The organism is Luteimonas composti, from assembly GCF_042678665.1.
Lineage (GTDB): Bacteria > Pseudomonadota > Gammaproteobacteria > Xanthomonadales > Xanthomonadaceae > Luteimonas > Luteimonas composti.
Window position 1 is genome coordinate 213818 of the sequence record NZ_JBHTKU010000001.1, and the last position, 21593, is coordinate 235410.

Below are 21593 nucleotides of genomic sequence, written 5' to 3' on the forward strand. Positions count from 1 at the left end.
CCAAGGAAAGCATGCAGTGATGACGACCGCGATGACGCCCCCTCCCGTTCGCTCCTTCGCCGAGCTGGCGCCGCTGGCGCCCGAGCTGCTCGTGGTCTTCGGCGCATTCGCGCTGCTGATGCTCGACCTGTTCCTGGACGACCGCCGCCGCGTCGTCACCCACGCGCTGGCGATCGTGACCCTGGCCGCCGCCGCCGTCCTGGTCTGGTTCGACGTAGGCGGGCAGGGCACCACGCTCTCGGGCATGTTCGTGCGCGACGAGGGCGCGGACGTGATGAAGCTGGTGCTGCTGGTGGTGAGCGCGCTGGCGATGGGCTACATCTGGCCGTTCCTGCGCGAACGCGGCCTGTACAAGGGCGAGGTGGCGGTGCTGGTGCTGTTCTCGGTCGCCGGCATGATGCTGCTGGTTTCGGCCGGCAGCATGACCATGGTGTACGTGGGCCTCGAACTGCTGGCCCTGTGCTCCTACGCGCTGGTCGCCACCGACCGCGACAGCCCGCTGGCCTCCGAGGCCGCGATGAAGTACTTCGTGCTCGGTTCGCTGGCCTCTGGCCTGCTCCTGTACGGCATGACCCTGGTCTACGGCGCCACCGGCACGCTCGACCTGGCCGGCATCCGCGACGCGGCCTACGCCGTGTCCGGCACCGACCGCACCCTGCTGCTGACCGGCACGGTGTTCGTGGTGGTGGGCATCGCCTTCAAGTTCGGCGCGGCGCCGTTCCACATGTGGTTGCCCGATACCTATCACGGCGCGCCGACCCCGATCGCGCTGTTCATCGGTTCGGCGCCCAAGGTCGCGGCCTTCGGCATGACCTGGCGCATGCTCGACATCGCGCTGGGGCCGAACTACGAGCAGATCCAGCTGCTGCTGGCGGTGCTGGCGGCGGCGTCGCTGGCCGTGGGCAACCTGTTCGCGATCGCGCAGTCCAACCTCAAGCGCATGCTCGCGTACTCGACGATCTCGCACGTGGGCTTCATGTTCCTCGGCCTGGCGGCCGGCGGCAGCGAGGGCTACGCGGCGGCGATGTTCTATGCGATCAGCTACGCGATCATGTCGGTGGCGGCGTTCGGCGCGATCGTGATGCTGGCGCGCAAGGGCTTCGAGGCCGACCGCATCGAGGATTTCCGCGGGCTGAACGCGCGCAATCCGTGGATGGCGGGCCTGGTGCTGCTCATCATGGCCTCGCTGGCGGGCGTGCCCGTGCTGCTGGGGTTCTGGGCCAAGGTCGCGGTGCTGCGCGCGGCGCTCGAGGCCGACCTGATGTGGCTGGTGATCGTCGGCGTGGTGTTCGCGGTGATCGGCGCGTTCTACTACCTCCGCGTCATCAAGGTCATGTACTTCGACCAGCCCTCCGGCGAGCCGGTGACCGTGCGCGGCGGCGCGCTGCAGGCGGTGTTCTCGCTCAACGCGCTGGCGTTGCTCGGCCTTGGCCTGTTCTGGAGCCCGATCATGTCGTGGTGCCAGGCGGCGTTCGCCTGAGCATCCGTTCAGTCCGGGGGCTTGCGAAAAAAACCGCACGTCGTCATAATTCCGCTTCTGATGCGGGGTGGAGCAGTCTGGCAGCTCGTCGGGCTCATAACCCGAAGGTCGCAGGTTCAAATCCTGCCCCCGCTACCAACACTGTCTGCGTAGACGAGCACGCAGGCGACGAAGAGGCGGCCCCGGCAACGGGGTCGCCTTTTTCGTATCCGGTCGGCGTTGCGCTGCGCCGGATGCGCGGAGTCCGGGCCGTCCGGTCCCGCGCCGCGTCGGATCGGAGTGCCGTGCATCGCGCCGCCGGTCTGCGATGGACGCCGCCGTCGCGATGCATGGCCGGCGTTGTGTTTCAGGGGGAGATCCGGATGGTCCGTTTGCGTGTCGCACTCATCGCCGTGCTGTTGCTGTCGGCCTGGTCCACATGCGGCGATGTCGCGGCGACGCCGCGGGCCGCCGCGACACCGACCGGTAATGCCGCCGTCGCAGCCGGTGCTTCCGCGGGCGCGATCCGCCTGCAGCATGCCAACGCGCACGCCCGGGTGACCCGTGACGGCACCCGCCTGAGTACCACCGGGCCCGACCTGGTCGGCGCGGCCTTCGCCGGCAGGCCGCTGCGCGGGCGCGCCTACGTCGAGGCGGTGCTGTTCCACGGCGGCGAGCACGCGGTCGGAGTGTCGCTGTGGGGCGAGCGCCCCGAACTGCTGCGCAACGATGCCCATCCAGGCCGCAGCTACGGTGCAGCCGGCGCGTCGGCGCAGGCGGTTTCGGCCTGGGCCGTGGTCGCCTATGCCAATTACGGCCTGCCGGGCGAGGTGAAGCTGGAACTGGCGGACCTGCCCGGAACCCCAGGCCAGCGGATCGTGGTGCAGTTGGCGGTGGACGCGGAGTCGCGCGCGGTCTGGATGAAGCTCGCCGGCGCCCGCGGCTGGGCCGGCGGCGGCGATCCGGCCAAGGGCCTGAGGCCGACCCTGGTCCTCGGGGGCGCCGCGCCCATCCGGGTCGGCGGCAACGTGTCCAGTCCTGCCAGCTACGTGGAACTGCAGGCCCCGGCGCGCCACGCCGGTGCCGCGCCCGCGGGCTTCACGCCCTTCGGCTGAGGGCGGGGCGGGCCCGCCATGGCCGCGCGTGGGGCGGCCCGGTTGGATCGGGGGCCGAAAGCCGGTATGATTCCCGGCTCGCGCAGCGCAGCCTCACCCTGCAAGGTACCGACCGCAGGGGATGGAGCGCGCTCCCGCGACCAGTTTCACCGGGCCACCGCCGGCGCTGAAGCCCGCGGACGGTGCCGGGAAACCGGGCTTCATCGGGGCAGGCTTGCCGCGATGCCGAAATCCGGCCCAGGCCGGACATTCAGGACAAGGGGCCCATCGGGCCCTTTGTTGTTTCCGGCGATTTGAACAGGTTCAACGACGCGACGTGACGGACAAGGCGACACAGATCAGCGCGCTGCTCGCGCCCACGGTCGAGGCCCTCGGCCTGCAGCTGCTGGGCATCGAATACCTGCCCGCGCCGGGCGGTTCGGTGGTGCGCCTGTACATCGACGTGCCCGAGGCCGAAGCCGACGCCCGCCACGTCGGCATCGAGGAGTGCGAGGCGGTCAGCCGCGAAGTGTCCGCGCAGCTCGACGTGGAGGACCCGATCCAGGGCAACTACACGCTCGAGGTGTCCTCGCCCGGCGTGGACCGCCCGCTGTTCGACGCCGCGCAGTTCGCGCGCTTCACCGGCGAGCGCGCCAAGGTGGGGCTGAAGCTGCCGCAGGACGGGCGCCGGCGCCTGACCGGCACCATCGTCTCGGTCGACGGCGGCACGATCGTGTTCGACGTCGATGGCCAGCCGATCGAGGTGTCGGTGGACAACATCGACAAGGCGCGGCTGGTGCCCGACTGGGCGGCGCTGGGCTATGGACCCGCGCGCGAACTGCCCGGCGATGCGCGCCCCGGCAAGCCGGGACGCAAGGCGGCGGGCAAGGGCGCCACGAAGCCGAAGCGCAAATGAATTTCCGCCGCGCCGGCCGACGCCGGCGCGGGAGAGGGACCGGGCACCGCGCCCGGAGCGATGACTAGGTCAAGCCGGTTTTCAGAGGTCTTACACAGATGAGCAAAGAACTGTTGTTGGTCGTGGACGCGGTCGCCAACGAAAAAGGCGTGCCGGAGTCGGTGATCCTCGAGGCGATCGAGGCTGCGCTGGCCACCGCGGCGAAGAAGCGCTACCTCGACCAGGACGTGCTGACCCGCGTGTCGATCGACCCCAAGGACGGCAGCTACGAGACCTTCCGCCGCTGGGAAGTGGTGGCCGACGACGTGGTGATGGAATCGCCCGACCGCCAGATCCGCCTGATGGACGCCGTCGACGAGGTCGAGGGCGTCGAAGTGGGCGACTACATCGAAGAGCAGATCGAGAACGTCGATTTCGGCCGCATCGCCGCCCAGGCCGCCAAGCAGGTGATCGTGCAGCGCGTGCGCGAGGCCGAGCGCCAGCAGGTCGTGGACGCGTGGAAGGATCGCGTCGGCGAGCTGGTGACGGGCGTGGTCAAGCGCGTCGAGCGCGGCAACGTGTATGTCGACCTCGGCGGCAACGCCGAAGCCTTCATCCCCAAGGACAAGGCGATCCCGCGCGACATCGTGCGCGCCGGCGACCGCATCCGCGGCTACCTGTTCGACGTGCGCAGCGAGCCGCGCGGCCCGCAGCTGTTCATCAGCCGCGCCGCGCCCGAGTTCATGATGGAGCTGTTCAAGCTCGAAGTGCCGGAAGTCGGCCAGGGCCTGGTCGAGATCAAGGCCTGCGCGCGCGATCCGGGCGACCGCGCCAAGATCGCCGTGATCGCCTACGACAACCGCACCGATCCGATCGGCGCCTGCATCGGCATGCGCGGTTCGCGCGTGCAGGCGGTGAGCAACGAGCTCAACGGCGAGCGCGTCGACATCGTGCTGTGGTCGGACAACCCGGCCCAGTTCGTGATCAACGCCATGGCCCCGGCCGAGGTGCAGTCGATCGTCGTCGACGAGGACAAGCACTCGATGGACCTGGCCGTGGCCGAGGACAAGCTGGCCCAGGCGATCGGCAAGGGCGGCCAGAACGTGCGCCTCGCCAGCCGCCTGACCGGGTGGCAGCTGAACGTGATGACCCAGGACCAGGTCACCGCGAAGTCGGAGGCCGAGCAGGCCGCCGCCCGCGCCCTGTTCCAGGAAAAGCTCGAGGTCGACGAGGAGATCGCCGGCATCCTGGTGTCGGAAGGCTTCGGCACGGTCGAGGAAATCGCCTACGTGCCGGTCGGCGAACTGCTGGCGGTGGAGGGCTTCGACGAGGACATCGTCGAGGAACTGCGCGCCCGCGCCCGCGACGCCCTGCTCAACGACGCGCTCGCGGTCGAGGAGGAGCTGGACGAGAATGCGCCGGCCGAGGACCTGCTGGCGCTGGAAGGCATGGACGACGAGACCGCCTACGCGCTGGCCGCGCACGGCGTGCGCACCAGCGAGGACCTGTCCGACCTGGCCGCCGACGAAGTGGTGGAATTCGGCATCGACGGGCTGGATGCCGAGCGTGCCGCGGCGCTGATCCTGGCCGCACGCGCCGAGGAGATCGCCCGCCTGGAGCGCGGCGAATGATCCCGCGATGAACGCTGCCCTGCACCGATCAGGGCTTAGAATCCGCGCTTCCCTTGCTCTCGGCGAGGGGGCGCCAAACAGAGCATAGGACCCGAATGTCGCAACAAACCACCATCCGCAAGCTCGCCGCCCTGGTCAACACGCCGGTGGAGAAGCTGCTGGAACAGCTGTCCGAAGCCGGCATGGCGTTCAGCGACCCGGACCAGGTCGTCACCAGCACCGAGAAGGTCAAGCTGCTCGGCTTCCTGCGCCGCACCCACGGCAAGGACGACAAGCCGGCCGAAGAGGCCGTCGCGCCGAAGAAGATCACGCTCAGCCGCACGCGCAAGCAGGAGCTGACCGTCGGCGGCGGCAAGAACCGCTCGACCGTCGATGTGGTGGTGCGCCGCAAGGTCACCCTGGTCAAGCCGGCGGCCGCCGAGGCCGAGGACACCGCGGCCGCGCCCGCCGCGCCGGTGAACGACGAGCAGGCCGAGATCCTGCGCAAGCTCGAGGAGTCGCGCCAGCGCAATCTCTCCGAGCAGCAGCGCCTGGCCGAGGAGGACCGTCGCCGCGCCGAGGAAGCCGCCGAGCGCAAGCGCCAGGAAGAGGCCGAGGCCGAACGTCTGCGGAAGGAGGCCGAGCAGGCCGTCGCCACGCCCGAGGCAGATGTGGCAGCGCGCAAGCCGGCCCATGGCCACGGCCATGGCCATCCGAAGCCGGCGCCGGCGCACGACCGCGGCACCGGTCCCAAGCACAAGGGCAACCGCGGTTCGCATGCGATGGTGGCGGGCGTCGAGGACGACGACAGCACCGCGCGTTTCGCCGGCCAGCTGCACCTGAGCCCGTCCGAGCGGGCGCGCCGCAGCAGCACGCGGGGCAACAAGCCCAAGCCGCGCCGCCACCTCGAGCAGTCGCGCAGCGGCGGCGGTCCCCACGGCTTCGAACGCCCGACCGCGCCGGTGGTGCGCGAAGTGGCGATCGGCGAGGCGATCACCGTGGCCGACCTGGCGCAGAAGCTCGCGCTCAAGGGCGGCGACGTGGTCAAGGCGCTGTTCAAGATGGGCGTGATGGCCACCATCACCCAGACCATCGACCACGACACCGCCGTGCTGGTGGTCGAGGAACTCGGCCACAAGGCGGTCGCGGCCGAGGCCAACGACGCCGAGTCCGAGCTGCTCGCCCACGTCGAGGACGTGCAGGGCGACGCGGTGGCGCGTCCGCCGGTGGTCACCATCATGGGCCACGTGGACCACGGCAAGACCTCGCTGCTGGACTACATCCGCCGCACCAAGATCGCCACCGGCGAGGCCGGCGGCATCACCCAGCACATCGGCGCCTACCACGTCGAGACCGACAAGGGCGTCATCAGCTTCCTGGATACGCCCGGCCACGCGGCCTTCAGTTCGATGCGCGCGCGCGGCGCCAAGCTGACCGACATCGTGGTGCTGGTGGTCGCGGCCGACGACGGCGTGATGCCGCAGACGATCGAGGCGATCCAGCACGCGAAGGCGGCCAAGGTGCCGCTGATCGTGGCGATCAACAAGGTCGACAAGTCCGACGCCGACCCGGAGCGGATCAAGAACGAACTGCTGGCCCACGACCTGGTGGCCGAGGACTTCGGCGGCGACACCCAGATGGTGCCGCTGTCGGCCAAGACCGGGCAGGGCGTGGACAACCTGCTCGACGCGATCTCGCTGCAGGCCGAGGTGCTGGAACTGCGCGCCGTGGCCGAGGGCCGGGCCACGGGCACGGTCATCGAATCCTCGCTGGACAAGGGCCGCGGCCCGGTCGCGACCGTGCTGGTGCAGCAGGGCCTGCTTTCGAGGGGCGACTACCTGGTGTGCGGCGTGCAGTTCGGCCGCGTGCGTGCGCTGTTCGACGAGACCGGCTCGCAGGTCCAGGCCGCCGGCCCGTCGATCCCCGTGCAGGTGCTGGGCCTGTCCGGCGTGCCGGACGCGGGCGACGACTTCGTCGTGGTCGCCGACGAGCGCCTGGCCAAGGACGTCGCCCAGCAGCGCGAGACCAAGCGCCGCGAGCTGCGCCTGGTGGCGCAGGCCGGCAACCGCATGGAAGACATCATGGCCCAGATGGGCCAGGGCGAGGCGCAGCAGCAGCTCAACCTGGTCATCAAGGCCGACGTGCAGGGTTCGGTGGAGGCGCTGCGCCAGGCGCTGACCGCGCTGTCGAACGAGCAGATCCGGATCAACGTGATCGTCTCGGGCGTGGGCGGCATCACCGAGTCCGACGCCAACGCCGCGGCCACCGCCAAGGCCACCATCATCGGCTTCAACGTCCGTGCCGACGCGTCGGCGCGCAAGGTCATCGAGAACAGCGGCCTGGACCTGCGCTATTTCTCGATCATCTACGACGTGATCGACCAGGTGAAGCAGGTGGCGTCCGGCCTGCTGGGCGTGGAGATCCGCGAGGAGATCATCGGCATCGCCGAGGTGCGCGACGTGTTCCGCAGCTCGAAGTTCGGCGCGGTGGCCGGTTCGATGGTGGTCGAGGGCGTGGTCCGCAAGAACCGCCCGATCCGCGTGCTGCGCGACAACACGGTGGTGTTCGAGGGCGAACTCGAATCGCTGCGCCGCTTCAAGGAGAACGTCGAGGAAGTGCGCAACGGCACCGAGTGCGGCATCGCGGTCAAGGCGTACAACGACGTCCGCCCGGGCGACCAGATCGAGTGCTTCGAGCGCATCGAGGTGCAGCGGACGCTGTAACGCCCTGCGTTACAGCGCGTGATTGGTGATTCGTGATTCGCAAGGACACGATCACCACCGGGATCCGACGCCTTGCCCTTCCGAATCACCAGTCACGAATCGCGAATCACCCAAGATGACGAAATCCTTCTCCCGCACCGACCGTATCGCCGCGCAGCTCCGCAGGGAGCTGGGCACGCTGGTGCGCGAGGCGGTGGCCGAGCACGGCCTGCCGTCGGTCAGCGTGTCGGACGTCGAGGTCACCCGCGATCTGGCGCATGCCAAGGTATTCGTGACCGCGCTGCAGTCCGAGCGCGCGACCGAGGCGGTCAAGGGACTGAAGGCGATCGCGCACGAGATCCGCTTCCGCCTGGCGCGGGCGGTGAAGCTGCGGCACGTGCCCGAGCTGCACTTCCACTACGACGATTCGGTCGATCGCGGCGAGCGCATCGACCAGCTGCTGCGCGACCTGTAGCGTCCGGGGGAATGCCGCGGCGGTCGCGCCTGCCCGCGGGCGTGCGCGCCGGCCGGCAGGGCGGGACGGATCCCGGGCCCCACGCCGCGACGGCCGGTGACCGACGGGCACGGCCGACCCCCGCCTCCTACAATCCCATCGAATGACCTCCCGCCCCCGCACGAAGTTCAGGAAACTCGACGGCATCCTGCTGCTCGACAAGCCGCGCGGGCTGAGTTCCAACCAGGCGCTGCAGCGCGTGCGCCACCTGTTCCGGGCGGAGAAGGCCGGCCACACCGGCAGCCTGGACCCGCTCGCCACCGGCCTGCTGCCGGTGTGCTTCGGCGAGGCGACCAAGATCGCCGGCGGCCTGCTCGGTGCGCGCAAGGCCTACGACACGGTCGCGCGGCTGGGCGTGGTCACCGACACCGACGATGCCGACGGCCAGCCGCTGCGCGAGCGTCCCGTGCCGGCGCTGCGCATCCCCGGCATCGACGCCGCGCTGGCCGCCCTGACCGGGCGCATCCAGCAGCGGCCGCCGATCTATTCGGCGCTCAAACGCGGCGGCGAGCCGCTGTACGCCAAGGCCCGTCGCGGCGAACCGGTCGAGGTGGAGCCGCGCCCGGTCGACGTGCACGAATTCCGGCTCGAATCCGCCAGCGACCTGCTCGACGACCTGAACGGGGTCCCCCCGCAGCTGCGCCTGCACGTCGAGTGCGGATCGGGCACCTACGTGCGCAGCCTGGTCCGCGACCTGGGCGAGGCATTGGGCTGCGGCGCCCACGTGGCCGAACTGCGGCGCCTGTGGGTGGATCCGTTCCGCGATCCGCGGATGTGGACCCTGGACGAGCTGCAGGCGCTGGCCGCCCGCGGCGACCACTGCCTGCTCGCCTGCCTGCTGCCGCTGGAACGCGGCATGGCGTCCTGGCCACCGGTGGACCTGGACGAGGCCCAGGCCCTGCGGCTGGGCCGGGGCCAGGTCGTGAACGGGGACTTCCACCCGCCGGGCAGCGTGGCGGTATTCGGTCCGCGCGGCCGGGCGCTGGGGCTGGGCGAGGTGGTCGACGGTGCCCTGCGGCCCCAGCGGCTGTTCACATGGGCGGTCGAGGCCGCGGCCGGCGGGGCCCGCTGACCTTGTCCGGGTGGCCGCCAGCGGCTACAATTCCACGGCTTTTTTCAAGCACTTCAGCGTTCCATCCAGCCCGGGCGGGCCATCGGCCTTCCCTCCATCCCATGACGGACCCTTGCGGTACGACGCCGGCGTCGATGATGCGGCGACGTGGTCTGCGGGTTTCGTGACCAGAGGCAATCATGTCCATCGACAACAGCAAGATCATCCAGGAACACGCGCGCGGCACCAACGACACCGGCTCGCCGGAAGTGCAGGTGGCCCTGCTCACCGCCCGCATCGTGCACCTGACCGAGCACTTCAAGACGCACAAGAAGGACCACCACAGCCGGCGCGGCCTGCTGCAGATGGTCAACCGCCGCCGCAGCCTGCTCGACTACCTGCACCGCAAGGACGTGGCGCGCTACAAGGCGCTGATCGAGAAACTCGGCCTGCGTCGCTAAGCCAGACCACCGCCGCGGCGCAGCGATGCGCCGCGGTTCTTTTTTGGCCGTGGTGGACGCGGCCGCCCGACCGGGACAGGGGTCCTGGCCGGTCCATCGAAAGAGTCATCAAGGAAATCCAAAGTGGCAAAAGTTACCAAGAGCTTCCAGTACGGCAATCAGACGATCACGCTCGAGACCGGCGAGATCGCCCGCCAGGCCGGCGGCGCGGTGGTGGTCTCGTGCGAGGGCACCGTCCTGCTGGTCACCGCCGTGGCCAACAAGACCGCGCGTGAAGGGCAGGATTTCTTCCCGCTCACCGTCGATTACCAGGAGAAGTTCTACGCCGGTGGCCGCATCCCGGGCGGCTTCTTCAAGCGCGAGGGCCGCGCGACGGAGAAGGAGACGCTGATCTCGCGCCTGATCGACCGGCCGATCCGCCCGCTGTTCCCGGACGGCTTCCGCAACGAAGTCCAGATCATCGCCACCGTGATGTCGATGAACCCGGAAGTCGACGGCGACATCCTCGCCCTGATCGGCGCCTCCGCCGCGCTGTCGCTGTCGGGCGCGCCGTTCGACGGCCCGATCGGCGCCGCCAAGGTCGGCTACAAGGCCGGCCAGTACCTGCTCAACCCCACCACCAGCGAGTTGGCCGATTCGGACCTGGAGCTGGTCGTGGCCGGTACCGCCAACGCGGTGCTGATGGTCGAGTCCGAAGCGAAGGAGCTGTCGGAAGAAGTGATGCTGGGCGCGGTGATGTTCGGCCACCAGCAGATGCAGGTCGCGATCGCCACCATCAACGAACTGGTGGCCGAAGCCGGCAAGCCGAAGTGGGACTGGCAGCCGCCGGCCGCCAACGAAGGCCTGGTCTCGGCGATCCGCACCGCGGTCGGCGAGCAGCTGGCCAGCGCCTTCCAGGTGCGCGACAAGCTCGAGCGCCGCGACGCGATCTCCAAGCTCAAGAAGGCGATCCTCGAGGCGCTGACCCCGCACGCCGAAGCCAACGCCTGGTCCGCCGGCGAGCTGTCGAAGGAATTCGGCGAGCAGGAGTACCAGACCATGCGCGAATCGGTCCTCAAGACCAAGGTCCGCATCGACGGCCGCGCGCTGGACACCGTCCGCCCGATCACCTCGAAGGTCGGCATCCTGCCGCGCGTGCACGGCTCGGCGCTGTTCACCCGCGGCGAGACCCAGGCGATCGTCGCCGTGACCCTCGGCACCGCCCGCGACGGCCAGGTGATCGACGCGGTCGCCGGCGAGTACAAGGAACACTTCCTGTTCCACTACAACTTCCCGCCCTATTCGGTCGGTGAAGCCGGCCGCATGATGGGCCCGAAGCGCCGCGAGATCGGCCACGGCCGCCTCGCCAAGCGCGGCGTGCTGGCGGTGATGCCGTCGATGGAGGAGTTCCCGTACACGATCCGCGTGGTCTCGGAGATCACCGAGTCGAACGGTTCCTCGTCGATGGCCTCGGTCTGCGGTTCCTCGCTGGCGCTGATGGACGCGGGCGTGCCGATCAAGGCGCCGGTCGCTGGCATCGCGATGGGCCTGGTGAAGGAAGGCGACGAGTTCGTGGTGCTGTCGGACATCCTCGGCGACGAGGACCACCTGGGCGACATGGACTTCAAGGTCGCCGGTACCGAGAACGGCATTTCCGCCCTGCAGATGGACATCAAGATCCAGGGCATCACCGAGGAGATCATGAAGGTCGCGCTGGCCCAGGCCAAGCAGGGCCGCCTGCACATCCTCAAGGAAATGGCCAACGCGCTGACCGCGCCGCGCACCGAGCTGAGCGAGTTCGCCCCGCGCCTGCTGACGATCAAGATCCACCCCGACAAGATCCGCGAAGTGATCGGCAAGGGCGGTTCGACGATCCAGGCGATCACCAAGGAAACCGGCACCCAGATCGACATCCAGGACGACGGCACCATCGTCATCGCCTCGGTCAACGCCGCCGCCGCCCAGGCCGCGAAGGCGCGCATCGAGCAGATCACCTCGGACGTCGAGCCCGGCCGGATCTACGAGGGCAAGGTCGCCAAGATCATGGACTTCGGTGCGTTCGTCACCATCCTGCCGGGCAAGGACGGCCTGGTGCACGTCTCGCAGATCTCCAACGAGCGCGTCGAGAAGGTCTCCGATAAGCTCAAGGAAGGCGACGTGGTCAAGGTCAAGGTGCTGGAAGTCGACAAGCAGGGCCGCATCCGCCTGTCGATGAAGGCCGTGGAAGAAGGCGAGGGCGTGTCCGCCGAGTAAGGCGCGACCACCGTTCGCATGGAAAAGCGGGCTTCGGCCCGCTTTTTCTTTGTGCGGGGAAAAGCTCCGAAAGAGCGCGGTGGATCGCCACGTACGCGATGCCATGCGCGTGCATCGGGCGACTCCGCCGGAGCCGCGGGTGTCCTGCGCGAGCGTCGCCTGCGGCGAAGATCGCCGCCGCGCCAACGCGCCGGGCGAGGATCACGGAATCGGCTGGGGCCGGGACGGGCGCGAGGCCCGCCCCGGCGCGGCTACAGCCGGTGCTGCTGCATCAGCCGGTAGAGCTTCAGGCGCAGGCGCAGCAGCGGCTGCGAGAGCCGGGTGGGCATGCGCACCGTCCCGCGGCGGTGGCGGATCGGCGTCGCGGCCGGGACCTCGCCTGCCGGCGCCGGCGCTGGGCCCGATGTCGTCCGGATGCTCGACAGCGCCGGTTCCGGCGCCTGGCGCGCCGGCTGGGGCGCGGCCGCGGAGGCACCGGTCGAGGCGAACATGCCGAGCGCGCTGTAGCCGGTGTAACCGGGGAAGACGTCGGCGGTCCGGGTATGGCCCATGCGTTGCTGCAGCAGCTCTGTGAACACGCGGCGGAAGTCGGTGGTGACCGGCACGTCGCCGAAGTACGGCGAGAGGATTTCCGGGTGCAGTCCCGGCCAGGTGCCGTAGAAGCGCCGCCCGTTCACCGGACCGCCCAGGACCAGCAGCGGGTTGCCGTAGCCGTGGTCGGTGCCGCCGCTGCCGTTCTCGCGCACGCGCCGACCGAACTCGGACTGGATGACCACCGTCACCCGCGCCATTTCACCGGTCGCGGCCAGCTCGCCGTAGAACGCCGCCAGCGCCTGCGACAGGTCCGCCACGCGGCCCTGGTAATAGCCGCCGCCGTTGCTGCCCTGGCTCTCGTGGGTATCCCAGCCGCCCACGTCCAGTGCGGCGTAGCGCAGCCCCAGGTTGAAGCGGATCGACTGCGCCACCGTCCACAGCTGGCGGGCGAACGTCGTAGTGGGCCAGCCCGTCGGCAGGGTCGCGTTGTAGGGCTGCTGCGCCACGGTGCGCAGCGCGGCATCGGCGGCGCGGCCGCTGTGCTCGATGCCCACGTTGCCGCGCCACATCTCGGCCAGCGTTTCGTTGACGCCCTTGAAGCCCGCCGGCGAGTTGTCGCGCGCCCGCTGCCAGGCCCAGGAGCCGCCGTTGAGGACCAGGTCGGTCGGGCTGCCCATGGTCAGCGCCTGGGTGGCGCCGAGCAGGTTCGCCGGCAGGCGGCTGTTGACGGCCAGGGCAGGCATGACCACCGATGGGGAGGCGCCGGGCTGGGTCTCCCAGGCGCGCGCCAGCCAGCCGGTGCCGTTGCCCTTGGTGCCTGGCGTGCCGAAGTCCAGGTACTGCTGGGCGTCGAAGTGGCTGCGCGTTACCGCGGTCTGCATGCCGCAGCAGTGCACGATGGCGAGCTTGCCGTCGACCCAGATGTCGCGCAGCCCGGTGGCCGCGCCGTGCAGGCCGAAGCCGGTGGCCGAACCGTTGGCCAGGGTGAGCGGGAGGGCTGCGTTCTCGCCGCTGACCGGCACCTTGATGTCCGGTCGGGCCTGCTCGTAGTAGGTGCGGTCGTTGCCGGATACCGGCAGGACCAGGTTCAGGCCGTCGATGCCGCCGCGCAGGAACACGTGCACGATGGTGTCGTAGCCGTTGACCGCAGCATGGGCATGGCCGCCGAAGAACAGGGCCGGGCTGGCCGCGCCGACCGCGGCGGTGGCGCAGCAGCCCTTGAGGAAGCCGCGGCGATCGAGTTCGATGGTCATGGTCTCGTCCTCAGCGGCTCAGGAATTCGGGCGACATCAGGATCAGCGACACCATGCTGCGCAGGCGCTCGTGGTTGTAGTGCCGCTTGAGATCGTTCTGCGCCCAGGTATTGGTGTCCTCGATGACATAGGTGGCCGGATCGCCGTTCTGGGCCATGAAGCCGCGCAGCACGGCCAGGCGCTGCGCGGTCGGCTGGTAGCCCAGGATCCGCTGGCACCAGAACTGGACCAGGCGGTTCGCTGTCCACAGCGAGGGCCGCAGGCCAGCGCGCGTGATCTCCAGCAGCGGCAGCAGCTTGCCGTCGCCGGCCACGTTGTTGGTTTCCGTCAGCCAGTTCTGCAGCTTCCAGGTCATGCCCAGGGTGCTGGCGCCCGACCAGGCCGTGGCCACGTCGGGATAGCCGTTGGGCGCGGCCCAGTCGTAGGGCTGGTGGCCGGTGAAACCCATGCGCCAGTTGAGGTCGTTGCTGCGGTTCTCGTCGATACGATAGGTCCACTGGCAGCCGAGTACGCGCAGGGTGGCGGCTACCGCCTCGAACGGACGGCGCGTCTTGCGGCCCCAGGCGTGCTGCGCCTCGTCCGACAGCAGGATGTGGCGCAGGGTCCGCTTGATCTGCTGGGAGTGCTGCCAGTTGGCGCGGAACACCGCGGCCGCGCTGTCGACCAGCACCTGCGGCGGGTCGTCGGCCACGAAGCGGCGCACCAGCTTGCGGCAGATGAAACGCGCCACGCGCGGGTGGCTGGCGATGCGGTCGAGGATGTCGCGGCCGTCCTGCAGCGCGGGACGCTCGGGGTAGATGAAGCGCCCGAGCACGAACTTGGGGCCCGAGTCGTGCCAGTCGGCGTGGTAGTAGAAGCCGCCGTTGTCCTTCTCGGGATGGGTGAATTCCCAATGGTTGTTGTTGATCGTCCAGCCGGTGAACGCGGCGGCCGTCTCGTAGACGTCGATGTCGGTGTAGCCGATCGGGTAGTCCGGATCCTCGGGGCAGGGCGGCACCTCGAACGGATCCATGAAGCCCAGGTAGTTTTCCGCGCCGAAGGTGTGCAGCTCCAGCAGTTCGCGGGCGAAGTTCTCGTTGGGGCCGGAGCGGCGGTTCGACTTGTTGTCGAGGTAGATCATCATCGCCGTGCTGCGCGCCACGTGCTCCAGCATCCTGCGGAAGTTGCCCAAGGCGTTGGCGCGGATCACGTTGCGGTCGTAATGGCCATAGACCGGGCAGCAGTCGTAGTCGCTGACCATCACGTTGAAATGGTCGTGCCAGAAGGCGGTCGCCACCTCGAACAGCTGTCGCTGCGAGAACACCGCGCGCACCAGGGCTTCGCGCTGCACCTCCCAGCCCGGCCGCATCCGCTCGGCATACTCCACATCGCCGCGGACGTGATCGCGCCACTGCCTGGCCAGGCTCTTCTTGAGCGTGGTGTAGCCGGCGTCGACCAGACGCTGGTCCACCGCGCTGTCGTCGATGGTGTCGGGAGCGAGTTGCCGGTCGACCCATGCCGTCAGGCGGGCCCGGTCGGTGTCGCCCAGGGCGTTGAACTCGGCGATCGATTCGGGCGTCGCGCCATAGCTCATCCGGTTGAGCGCACGCACCGCGAACGGCGGCGTGGGCAGGGTGAGCAGGCGGCGGGGGGAGGCTTTCTCCAGGCCGGGCCCGGCGCCGGGGGGGGCGGCAACGGCCTTGGGCGCGCGCTGGTAGCGCGGCGCCCCGGTCAGTCCATAACGTTCGCGATGCGCGCGCTCCAGCGCGGCGCGCTCCGCCTGGGAGAGGCCTGGGTGCATACGATGTCCTTGTCAGATCCCCTGCCGCGGAGAGTATCCGCGTTATCCGGCGGCGGATGTGACTTCGGGCACAGTCCCTGTGCGGTTGGCGCCGGCAGGGGCCAGGCTCGCGGCGCGCGCATGGCGGGGCCAGCCGGCGACCGGGGTATCGACGTACTGGCGGAACCAGTTCTCCGCCGACAGCCAGGTCCACAGGCCGGCCAGCGGGACCTGGCCGCGACGCCAGCGCTCGAACGCCGCGGTGGCGGCCGGGGGGTCGAACACCCCGCGCTCGCGGAAGGCCCGCGAGCCGATGAGGTCGCCTGCGTACTCGACGCCGTAGCTGCGCAGCCACTCGTTGGCCGGGGTCGGATAGCCCTGCTTGTCGCGCCGGTCGAGGGTGGCGTCGGGCACGATGCCGCGCATGGCCTCGCGCAGCACGACCTTGGTCGTGCCGCCCTCGATCTTCTGCGCCGCGGGCAGGGCGATGCCGTACTCGACGAAGGCCCGGTCCAGGAACGGGACCCGGCTCTCGATCGAGAACGCCATGCTGAAACGGTCCTCGGCCTGCAGCAGTTCCGGCAGGCGGGTGACGGTGAGGTCGCTGAGCAGGTGGGCGTCGAGGTCGGAGAACGCGCGACGGGCCAGGGCCTCGGCCGCCGGGGACGACATCGCGCGCAGTTCCGGCGAAAGGAAACCATCGTCGAACGCGGTGCCGCGGCCGGCAACCCGCGCCGCGCGGCGCAACCAGTCCGGCCAGAACGGCGTGGCCAGTTCGCGCAGCAGCCCCAGCCGCGACAGGTCGCCCTGCTGGGCGCGGAAACCCTCGAAGTTGCGCCGCAGCGCGCCCGCGCGCCCGGACAGCAGCAGCTGGCGCAGGTAGGTCGGGTAATAGCGCGGATAGCCGGCCAGCAGCTCGTCGGCGCCCTGGCCGTTGAGCACGACCTTGATGCCGCCGGCATTGACCGACTTCATCACCTGCCACCACGAGTAGACGCTGCCGCCCCAGACCGGTTCCTCGTAGTGCCAGGTCGAGCGTTCCAGCACGTCGATCAGGTCGCGGCCGTCGGGCGAGGTGTCGGTGCCGGCCAGATTGCCGACCTGCCCGCGCAGCGCCTGGATGTAGCGCGACTCGTCGTGGACCGTGCCCGGGTAGGTGACCGAGAAGGTGCGCAGCGGCGATGTGGTCTCGCGCGCGGCCAGCGCCACCAGGGTGCCGGAGTCCAGGCCGCCGCTCAGGCAGGCGCCGACCGGCACGTCGCTGCGCAGGTGCGACTGGACCGCGCGCGCGATCTCCTCGCGGAACCGGGCCGCGTGGTCGCCGCCGCCATCGCCGCGCCGGGCCAGCGCGTCTTCCGCGTTCCAGTAGCGCGAACGCAGCAGGCGGCCGCCCTCGAGCACGGCGTTGTGCGCCGGCGGCAGCTGCAGCACGCCGTCGAAGCAGGTGGTCTCGTTGCTGGCGCGCGCCCGGTAGAGCAGCTGCAGGCGCAGCGCCTCGTGGTTCGGGCGCACCGGCACCAGGCCGCTGGCCAGCACCGCCTTGATCTCCGAGCCGAACGCGAAGCCCGCCGGGGTGAGCGCGTAGTAGAACGGCTTGATCCCGAGCCGGTCGCGCGAACAGAACAGGCGCTGCCGCGCCGGCTCCCAGATCGCGAACGCCCACATGCCCTCGAAGCGCCGCACGCAGGCCTCGCCCCACTGCCGGTAGGCGGCGAGGATGACTTCGGTGTCGGTGGTCGAGCGGAAGCCGTGGCCCAGCGCCTGCAGTTCCACGCGCAGTGCCTGGTGGTTGTAGATCTCGCCGTTGAAGACGATCCACAGCGAGCGGTCGCCGCTGGGCATCGGCTGGTGGCCTGCCGGCGACAGGTCGACGATGCTCAGCCGGCGATGCCCGAGGCCGACGTGGCCGTCGACGTGCACGCCGGCATCGTCAGGGCCGCGGTGCGCGATCAGGTCGGTCAACAGGGCAACGCTGTCGGCGCTGACGGGGGCTCCGTCGAAGCGCACGATTCCGGCAATTCCACACACGGCGTGCTTCTCGGCAAGGGGCGATGCGGGGTCGCGGCCTGGCCGCCTGCCGCTGCCCGATGCCTGTCCCCCCGTCGACCGGCGCACCGCGGGCGCACCGATCGCACCCTTTCAAACGTGATCCGGCGACGCCGGAGGCCAGCGTCGCGCTAGACCAGTCCGGTGGCGTAGAACAGGCCGATGATCACGAACACCGCGGCGGTCTTGATCAGGGTGATGGCGAAGATGTCCTTGTAGGACTGCCGGTGGGTCAGGCCGGTCACGGCCAGCAGGGTGATCACCGCGCCGTTGTGCGGCAGGGTGTCCATGCCGCCCGAGGCCATCGAAGCTACGCGGTGCAGGACCTCCATCGGGATGCCCGCCGCGTCGGCGTTGGCGATGAACGTTTCGGCCATCGCCGCCAGCGCGATGCTCATGCCGCCCGAGGCCGAGCCGGTGATGCCGGCCAGGGCGGTTACCGTGACCGCCTCGTTGACCAGCGGGTCGGGAATCGCGCCCAGCGCGTTGGCCACCACCAGGAAGCCGGGCAGGGCCGCGATCACCGCGCCGAAGCCGTATTCGGAGGCCGTGTTCATCGAGGCCAGCAGGGCGCCGCCGATCGCCGACTTCGTGCCTTCGGCGAAGCTCGCCAGCACCGGCTTCCAGGCGAACACCAGGATGGTGGCGATGCCGACCAGCAGCGCGCCCTGCACCGCCCAGATCGCCGCGACCTTGGGCACTTCCTGCACCACCGGGGCCGGATTGCCGACCACGGCCGGCACGAACGCATGGCTGGCGCCGTACAGCGCCGGGATCCAGCGGGTGAACAGCAGGTTGCTCACGCCCACCAGCAGCAGGGGCAGCAGCGAGACCAGCGGATGCGCCAGGCGCTCGCCGGCGAACGGCGCCGGTTCGTTGAGCAGGGTCGCCGCGTCGCTATAGCCTTCGCCGGCGGCCTGGGCGGCGCGGCGGCGCCATTCCAGGTAACTCATGCCCACGACCAGGATGAACACGCCGCCCAGCGTGCCCAGCACCGGCGCGGCCCAGCCGGTCGTGCCGAAGAAGGCGGTGGGGATGATGTTCTGGATCTGCGGCGTGCCCGGCAGCGCGTCCATGGTGAAGGTGAACGCGCCCAGCGCGATCGTGCCCGGGATCAGGCGCTTGGGGATGTTGCCCTGGCGGAACAGTTCGGCCGCGAAGGGATAGACCGCGAACACCACCACGAACAGCGACACGCCGCCGTAGGTGAGCAGGGCGCAGACCAGCACGATCGCCAGCATCGCCCGCTGCGCACCCACCACGCGGATGGTGGCGGCCACGATCGACTTGGAGAAGCCGGAGATCTCGATCAGTTTGCCGAACACCGCGCCCAGCAGGAACACGGGGAAATACAGCTTCAGGAAGCCGACCATCTTGTCCATGAACAGGCCGGTGAACATCGGCGCGACCAGCGAGGGATCGCTGAGCAGGACCGCTCCCATCGCCGCGATCGGTGCGAACAGGATGACGCTGTAGCCGCGATAGGCGACCAGCATCAGGAAGCACAGCGCGCCGAGCACGATCAGGAAGTCCATGTGCGTAAGCCTTCGGCGCGTGGCGCCCGGAAACCGGCGGCCAGTGTCGGCAAGGGCCGCGGTGCCGGCCCATTGTCCGAAGGTACGATGCCGCCGCGCGCGCGCCCTCCCTAACCTCTGTCGCATGCGGCCCTGCAGGCCGTCCGCACTGCATCCCTGGGAGGGGTACCGACGATGAAGCGCAACCTGAGAACCACCCTGAGCCTGGCCGTCGCCATGGGCCTCGCCGCGCCCGGCGCCTTCGCGCAGGAGGCGGGCGCCGCGCCGTCGCCGGGTTCCAGCGCCACCACCCTGGACGCGGTCAAGGTGACCGCGCGCAAGCGCGAGGAGACCCTGCAGGATGTCCCGGTGGCGGTCACCGCGTTCACCGCCGAGACCATCGACAAGCTCAACGTCAAGGACATCGGCGACCTGGATGCGCAGGTGCCGAACCTCACCATCTACGCCGCCCGGGGTTCGACCAGCACGGTCACCGCCTACATCCGCGGCATCGGCCAGGCCGACCCGCTGTGGGGCGTGGACCCGGGCGTGGGCATCTACCTGGACGACGTCTACATCGCCCGTCCGCAGGGCGCGCTGCTGGACGTGTTCGACGTCGAGCGCATCGAGGTCCTGCGCGGCCCGCAGGGCACGCTGTACGGCAAGAACACCATCGGCGGCGCGATCAAGTACATCTCGCGCGGGCTGCCGACCGAGACCACCGGCTTCGGCTCGATCACGGTGGGCAACTTCAACCAGCTCGACGCCAAGGCCGCCATCGGCGGCGCGATCGGCGGGCAGGACAGCGGCCTGCGCGGCCGCGTCGCCGTGGCGAGCATGAACCGCGACGGCTACGGCACCAACCTGCTCAACGGGCAGGAAGTCAGCGACAAGGAGATCAACGCGCTGCGCATGCAGCTGGGCGCCTATTCGCACGAGGACTTCGACGTGCAGTTCGCCTTCGACTGGATCGACGACCAGTCCGGCGTGCGCGGGGCGAAGATGCTGGCGCCCAACAACAACGTATTGGTCCCGGTCACCGGCGGCGCGCCGATGGACAGCCGCTACGACATCCGCAGCGGCATGCCCAACGTCAACGACACCGAGATGAAGGGCATCTCGGCGACGGTGAACTGGCGTCCCAGCGAGGACTGGTCGCTGAAGTACGTGGTCGCCAAGCGCGAGTCCGACACCGAGACCAACATCGACTTCGACACGCTGCCCGAGAAGATCGCCGACGTGAAGGCGTTCTACAGCGACCAGCAGGTCACCAACGAGCTGCAGGCCAACTACGACGCCGGCGGACGCGGCCGCGGCGTGGTGGGCCTGTACCACTTCAACGGCGACGCCGGTGGCCAGGTCCTCAACAACTTCTTCAACATCTCCTTCGGCGACACCCAGGGCTACGTCAACACCAAGGCGATCGCCCTGTACGCCGACTGGACCCACGACCTCACCGACCGGCTGAAGCTGGACGTCGGCGCGCGCTACACCGACGAGGACAAGCACGCGGTGGCCTACAACATCGGCTACACCGACGACAGCTTCACCGTGCCCAACGGCGCGGTCGCCGCCGACTTCGACAAGACCGTCAACTTCAAGAACGTCTCGCCGAAGGTCTCGCTGGACTTCCAGCTGACCCCCGAGATCATGATCTACGGCCTGGCCTCGCGCGGCTTCAAGTCCGGCGGCTACAACATCCGCGCCAACACCACCGCGGTGCCGCGCTCGGGCGAGCCGTTCGACGACGAGAGCGTGGACAGCTTCGAGATCGGCACCAAGATGGGCCTGCTCGACCAGCGCCTGTTCCTGAACCTGGCCGCCTTCCACAATGTCTACGAGGACATCCAGCTGTCGGTGTTCACCGCGCTGCCGGGCGGCGGCTTCTTCGGCGACTTCACCAATGCCGGCAAGGGCACGGTGACCGGCGTCGAGGCCGAGTACCAGTTCATGCCCAGCCAGCACTGGCTGGTCAGCGGCAACCTGGCCTGGCTGGACGCCAAGTACGACGAGTTCATGAGCGGCGGCGTCAACATCGCCGACACCCAGTACTTCACCAATGCGCCCGAGTTCTCCGGCGCGATCAACGTGGAGTACCGCACCGACCTGGCCGGCGGCGGCAACCTGTCCGCGCGGGTGGGCTACTCCTACCAGTCCGAGGTGTGGCCGACCACCGACCTCAGCCCCGAGATCAAGCAGGGCGGCTATGGACTGGTCAGCGCCGGCGTGATCTGGCGGGCCAACGACGCCTGGTCCTTCTCGCTGCAGGGCACCAACCTGGCCGACGAGGAGTACCGCACCACCGGCTACAACCTGGTCAGCTCCGGCCTCGGCGTGCTCACCGGCTTCTACGGGCCGCCGCGCCAGTACAGCCTCACCGCGCGCTACGACTTCTGAGCATGCGCGGACCTGGGCGGCGTCCGCGCCGCCCTGGCCAGGGGCCGCGGATCCGTCCGCGGCCCTTCGCGT

Annotated in this window: 14 protein-coding genes and 1 tRNA gene; 11 read left to right on the forward strand and 4 right to left on the reverse strand. The window is 69.7% G+C overall.

Annotated features, from left to right (window positions below; genetic code table 11):
• The first annotated feature begins 31 nt into the window (after nucleotides 1–31).
• From nuoN to pnp, 10 genes are all read left to right on the forward strand, one after another.
• The gene (nuoN, locus tag ACFQ2D_RS01010; RefSeq protein ID WP_386795506.1) at nucleotides 32–1480 is read left to right on the forward strand and encodes an NADH-quinone oxidoreductase subunit NuoN; all 1449 of its coding nucleotides are present in this window, start codon (nucleotides 32–34) and stop codon (nucleotides 1478–1480) included.
• A 61-nt stretch (nucleotides 1481–1541) separates the two neighbouring features.
• Nucleotides 1542–1618: transfer RNA gene (locus tag ACFQ2D_RS01015), tRNA-Met, on the forward strand.
• Between the two features lie 146 nt (nucleotides 1619–1764).
• Nucleotides 1765–2574 carry a hypothetical protein gene (locus tag ACFQ2D_RS01020; RefSeq protein ID WP_280941746.1) on the forward strand — a complete coding sequence of 270 codons (810 nt, stop codon included), beginning with the start codon at nucleotides 1765–1767 and terminating at the stop codon, nucleotides 2572–2574.
• Nucleotides 2575–2890: 316 nt separating this feature from the next.
• Nucleotides 2891–3469: a ribosome maturation factor RimP gene (rimP, locus tag ACFQ2D_RS01025; protein ID WP_280941747.1), complete on the forward strand. Its 579-nt coding sequence runs from the start codon at nucleotides 2891–2893 to the stop codon at nucleotides 3467–3469.
• 98 nt (nucleotides 3470–3567) lie between these two features.
• Nucleotides 3568–5079, forward strand: coding sequence for a transcription termination factor NusA (nusA, locus tag ACFQ2D_RS01030; protein ID WP_280941748.1), 1512 nt, complete (start codon nucleotides 3568–3570; stop codon nucleotides 5077–5079).
• Between the two features lie 95 nt (nucleotides 5080–5174).
• Entirely contained in the window at nucleotides 5175–7781 is a 2607-nt protein-coding gene (gene infB, locus ACFQ2D_RS01035) for a translation initiation factor IF-2 (RefSeq protein WP_280941749.1), read from the forward strand.
• A gap of 115 nt (nucleotides 7782–7896) precedes the next feature.
• Nucleotides 7897–8235, forward strand: a complete 339-nt coding sequence (rbfA, locus tag ACFQ2D_RS01040; protein ID WP_280941750.1) for a 30S ribosome-binding factor RbfA — start codon at nucleotides 7897–7899, stop codon at nucleotides 8233–8235.
• A gap of 142 nt (nucleotides 8236–8377) precedes the next feature.
• On the forward strand, nucleotides 8378–9346 hold the full coding sequence (gene truB, locus ACFQ2D_RS01045; protein WP_280941751.1) for a tRNA pseudouridine(55) synthase TruB: 969 nt from the start codon (nucleotides 8378–8380) through the stop codon (nucleotides 9344–9346).
• Nucleotides 9347–9525: 179 nt separating this feature from the next.
• Nucleotides 9526–9786 (forward strand): 30S ribosomal protein S15, encoded by a 261-nt coding sequence (gene rpsO, locus ACFQ2D_RS01050; RefSeq protein ID WP_280941752.1) that lies wholly within the window; start codon nucleotides 9526–9528, stop codon nucleotides 9784–9786.
• A 123-nt stretch (nucleotides 9787–9909) separates the two neighbouring features.
• Nucleotides 9910–12018 (forward strand): polyribonucleotide nucleotidyltransferase, encoded by a 2109-nt coding sequence (gene pnp, locus ACFQ2D_RS01055; RefSeq protein WP_280941753.1) that lies wholly within the window; start codon nucleotides 9910–9912, stop codon nucleotides 12016–12018.
• A gap of 251 nt (nucleotides 12019–12269) precedes the next feature.
• On the opposite strand, the gene ACFQ2D_RS01060 is transcribed toward pnp, so the two are convergent.
• The 4 genes from ACFQ2D_RS01060 to ACFQ2D_RS01075 all read right to left on the reverse strand — a co-directional run bounded on the left by ACFQ2D_RS01060 (nucleotide 12270) and on the right by ACFQ2D_RS01075 (nucleotide 19145).
• Complete coding sequence (locus ACFQ2D_RS01060) at nucleotides 12270–13805, reverse strand: DUF1501 domain-containing protein (protein ID WP_280941754.1); 1536 nt, start codon at nucleotides 13803–13805, stop codon at nucleotides 12270–12272.
• A gap of 10 nt (nucleotides 13806–13815) precedes the next feature.
• Complete coding sequence (locus ACFQ2D_RS01065; RefSeq protein ID WP_280941755.1) at nucleotides 13816–15585, reverse strand: DUF1800 domain-containing protein; 1770 nt, start codon at nucleotides 15583–15585, stop codon at nucleotides 13816–13818.
• 42 nt (nucleotides 15586–15627) lie between these two features.
• Nucleotides 15628–17679, reverse strand: coding sequence for an asparagine synthase (glutamine-hydrolyzing) (gene asnB / locus ACFQ2D_RS01070; RefSeq protein WP_342457121.1), 2052 nt, complete (start codon nucleotides 17677–17679; stop codon nucleotides 15628–15630).
• Between the two features lie 62 nt (nucleotides 17680–17741).
• Complete coding sequence (locus tag ACFQ2D_RS01075; protein WP_280941757.1) at nucleotides 17742–19145, reverse strand: GntP family permease; 1404 nt, start codon at nucleotides 19143–19145, stop codon at nucleotides 17742–17744.
• A 174-nt stretch (nucleotides 19146–19319) separates the two neighbouring features.
• Here ACFQ2D_RS01075 and ACFQ2D_RS01080 point away from each other — a divergent pair, with 174 nt between their 5' ends.
• A complete protein-coding gene (locus tag ACFQ2D_RS01080; RefSeq protein WP_280941758.1) occupies nucleotides 19320–21521 on the forward strand; it encodes a TonB-dependent receptor in 2202 nt (733 codons plus the stop codon).
• Nucleotides 21522–21593 lie beyond the last annotated feature (72 nt).

What these genes read in the sequence shown, in the direction of transcription:
- nuoN (WP_386795506.1), top strand. Translation starts at nt 32, where the DNA reads ATGACGCCCCCTCCCGTTCGCTCCTTCGCCGAGCTGGCGCCGCTGGCG.
- nusA (WP_280941748.1), top strand. Translation starts at nt 3,568, where the DNA reads ATGAGCAAAGAACTGTTGTTGGTCGTGGACGCGGTCGCCAACGAAAAA.
- infB (WP_280941749.1), top strand. Translation starts at nt 5,175, where the DNA reads ATGTCGCAACAAACCACCATCCGCAAGCTCGCCGCCCTGGTCAACACG.
- rbfA (WP_280941750.1), top strand. Translation starts at nt 7,897, where the DNA reads ATGACGAAATCCTTCTCCCGCACCGACCGTATCGCCGCGCAGCTCCGC.
- truB (WP_280941751.1), top strand. Translation starts at nt 8,378, where the DNA reads ATGACCTCCCGCCCCCGCACGAAGTTCAGGAAACTCGACGGCATCCTG.
- rpsO (WP_280941752.1), top strand. Translation starts at nt 9,526, where the DNA reads ATGTCCATCGACAACAGCAAGATCATCCAGGAACACGCGCGCGGCACC.
- ACFQ2D_RS01060 (WP_280941754.1), bottom strand. Translation starts at nt 13,805, where the DNA reads ATGACCATCGAACTCGATCGCCGCGGCTTCCTCAAGGGCTGCTGCGCC.
- ACFQ2D_RS01065 (WP_280941755.1), bottom strand. Translation starts at nt 15,585, where the DNA reads ATGCACCCAGGCCTCTCCCAGGCGGAGCGCGCCGCGCTGGAGCGCGCG.
- ACFQ2D_RS01075 (WP_280941757.1), bottom strand. Translation starts at nt 19,145, where the DNA reads ATGGACTTCCTGATCGTGCTCGGCGCGCTGTGCTTCCTGATGCTGGTC.
- ACFQ2D_RS01080 (WP_280941758.1), top strand. Translation starts at nt 19,320, where the DNA reads ATGAAGCGCAACCTGAGAACCACCCTGAGCCTGGCCGTCGCCATGGGC.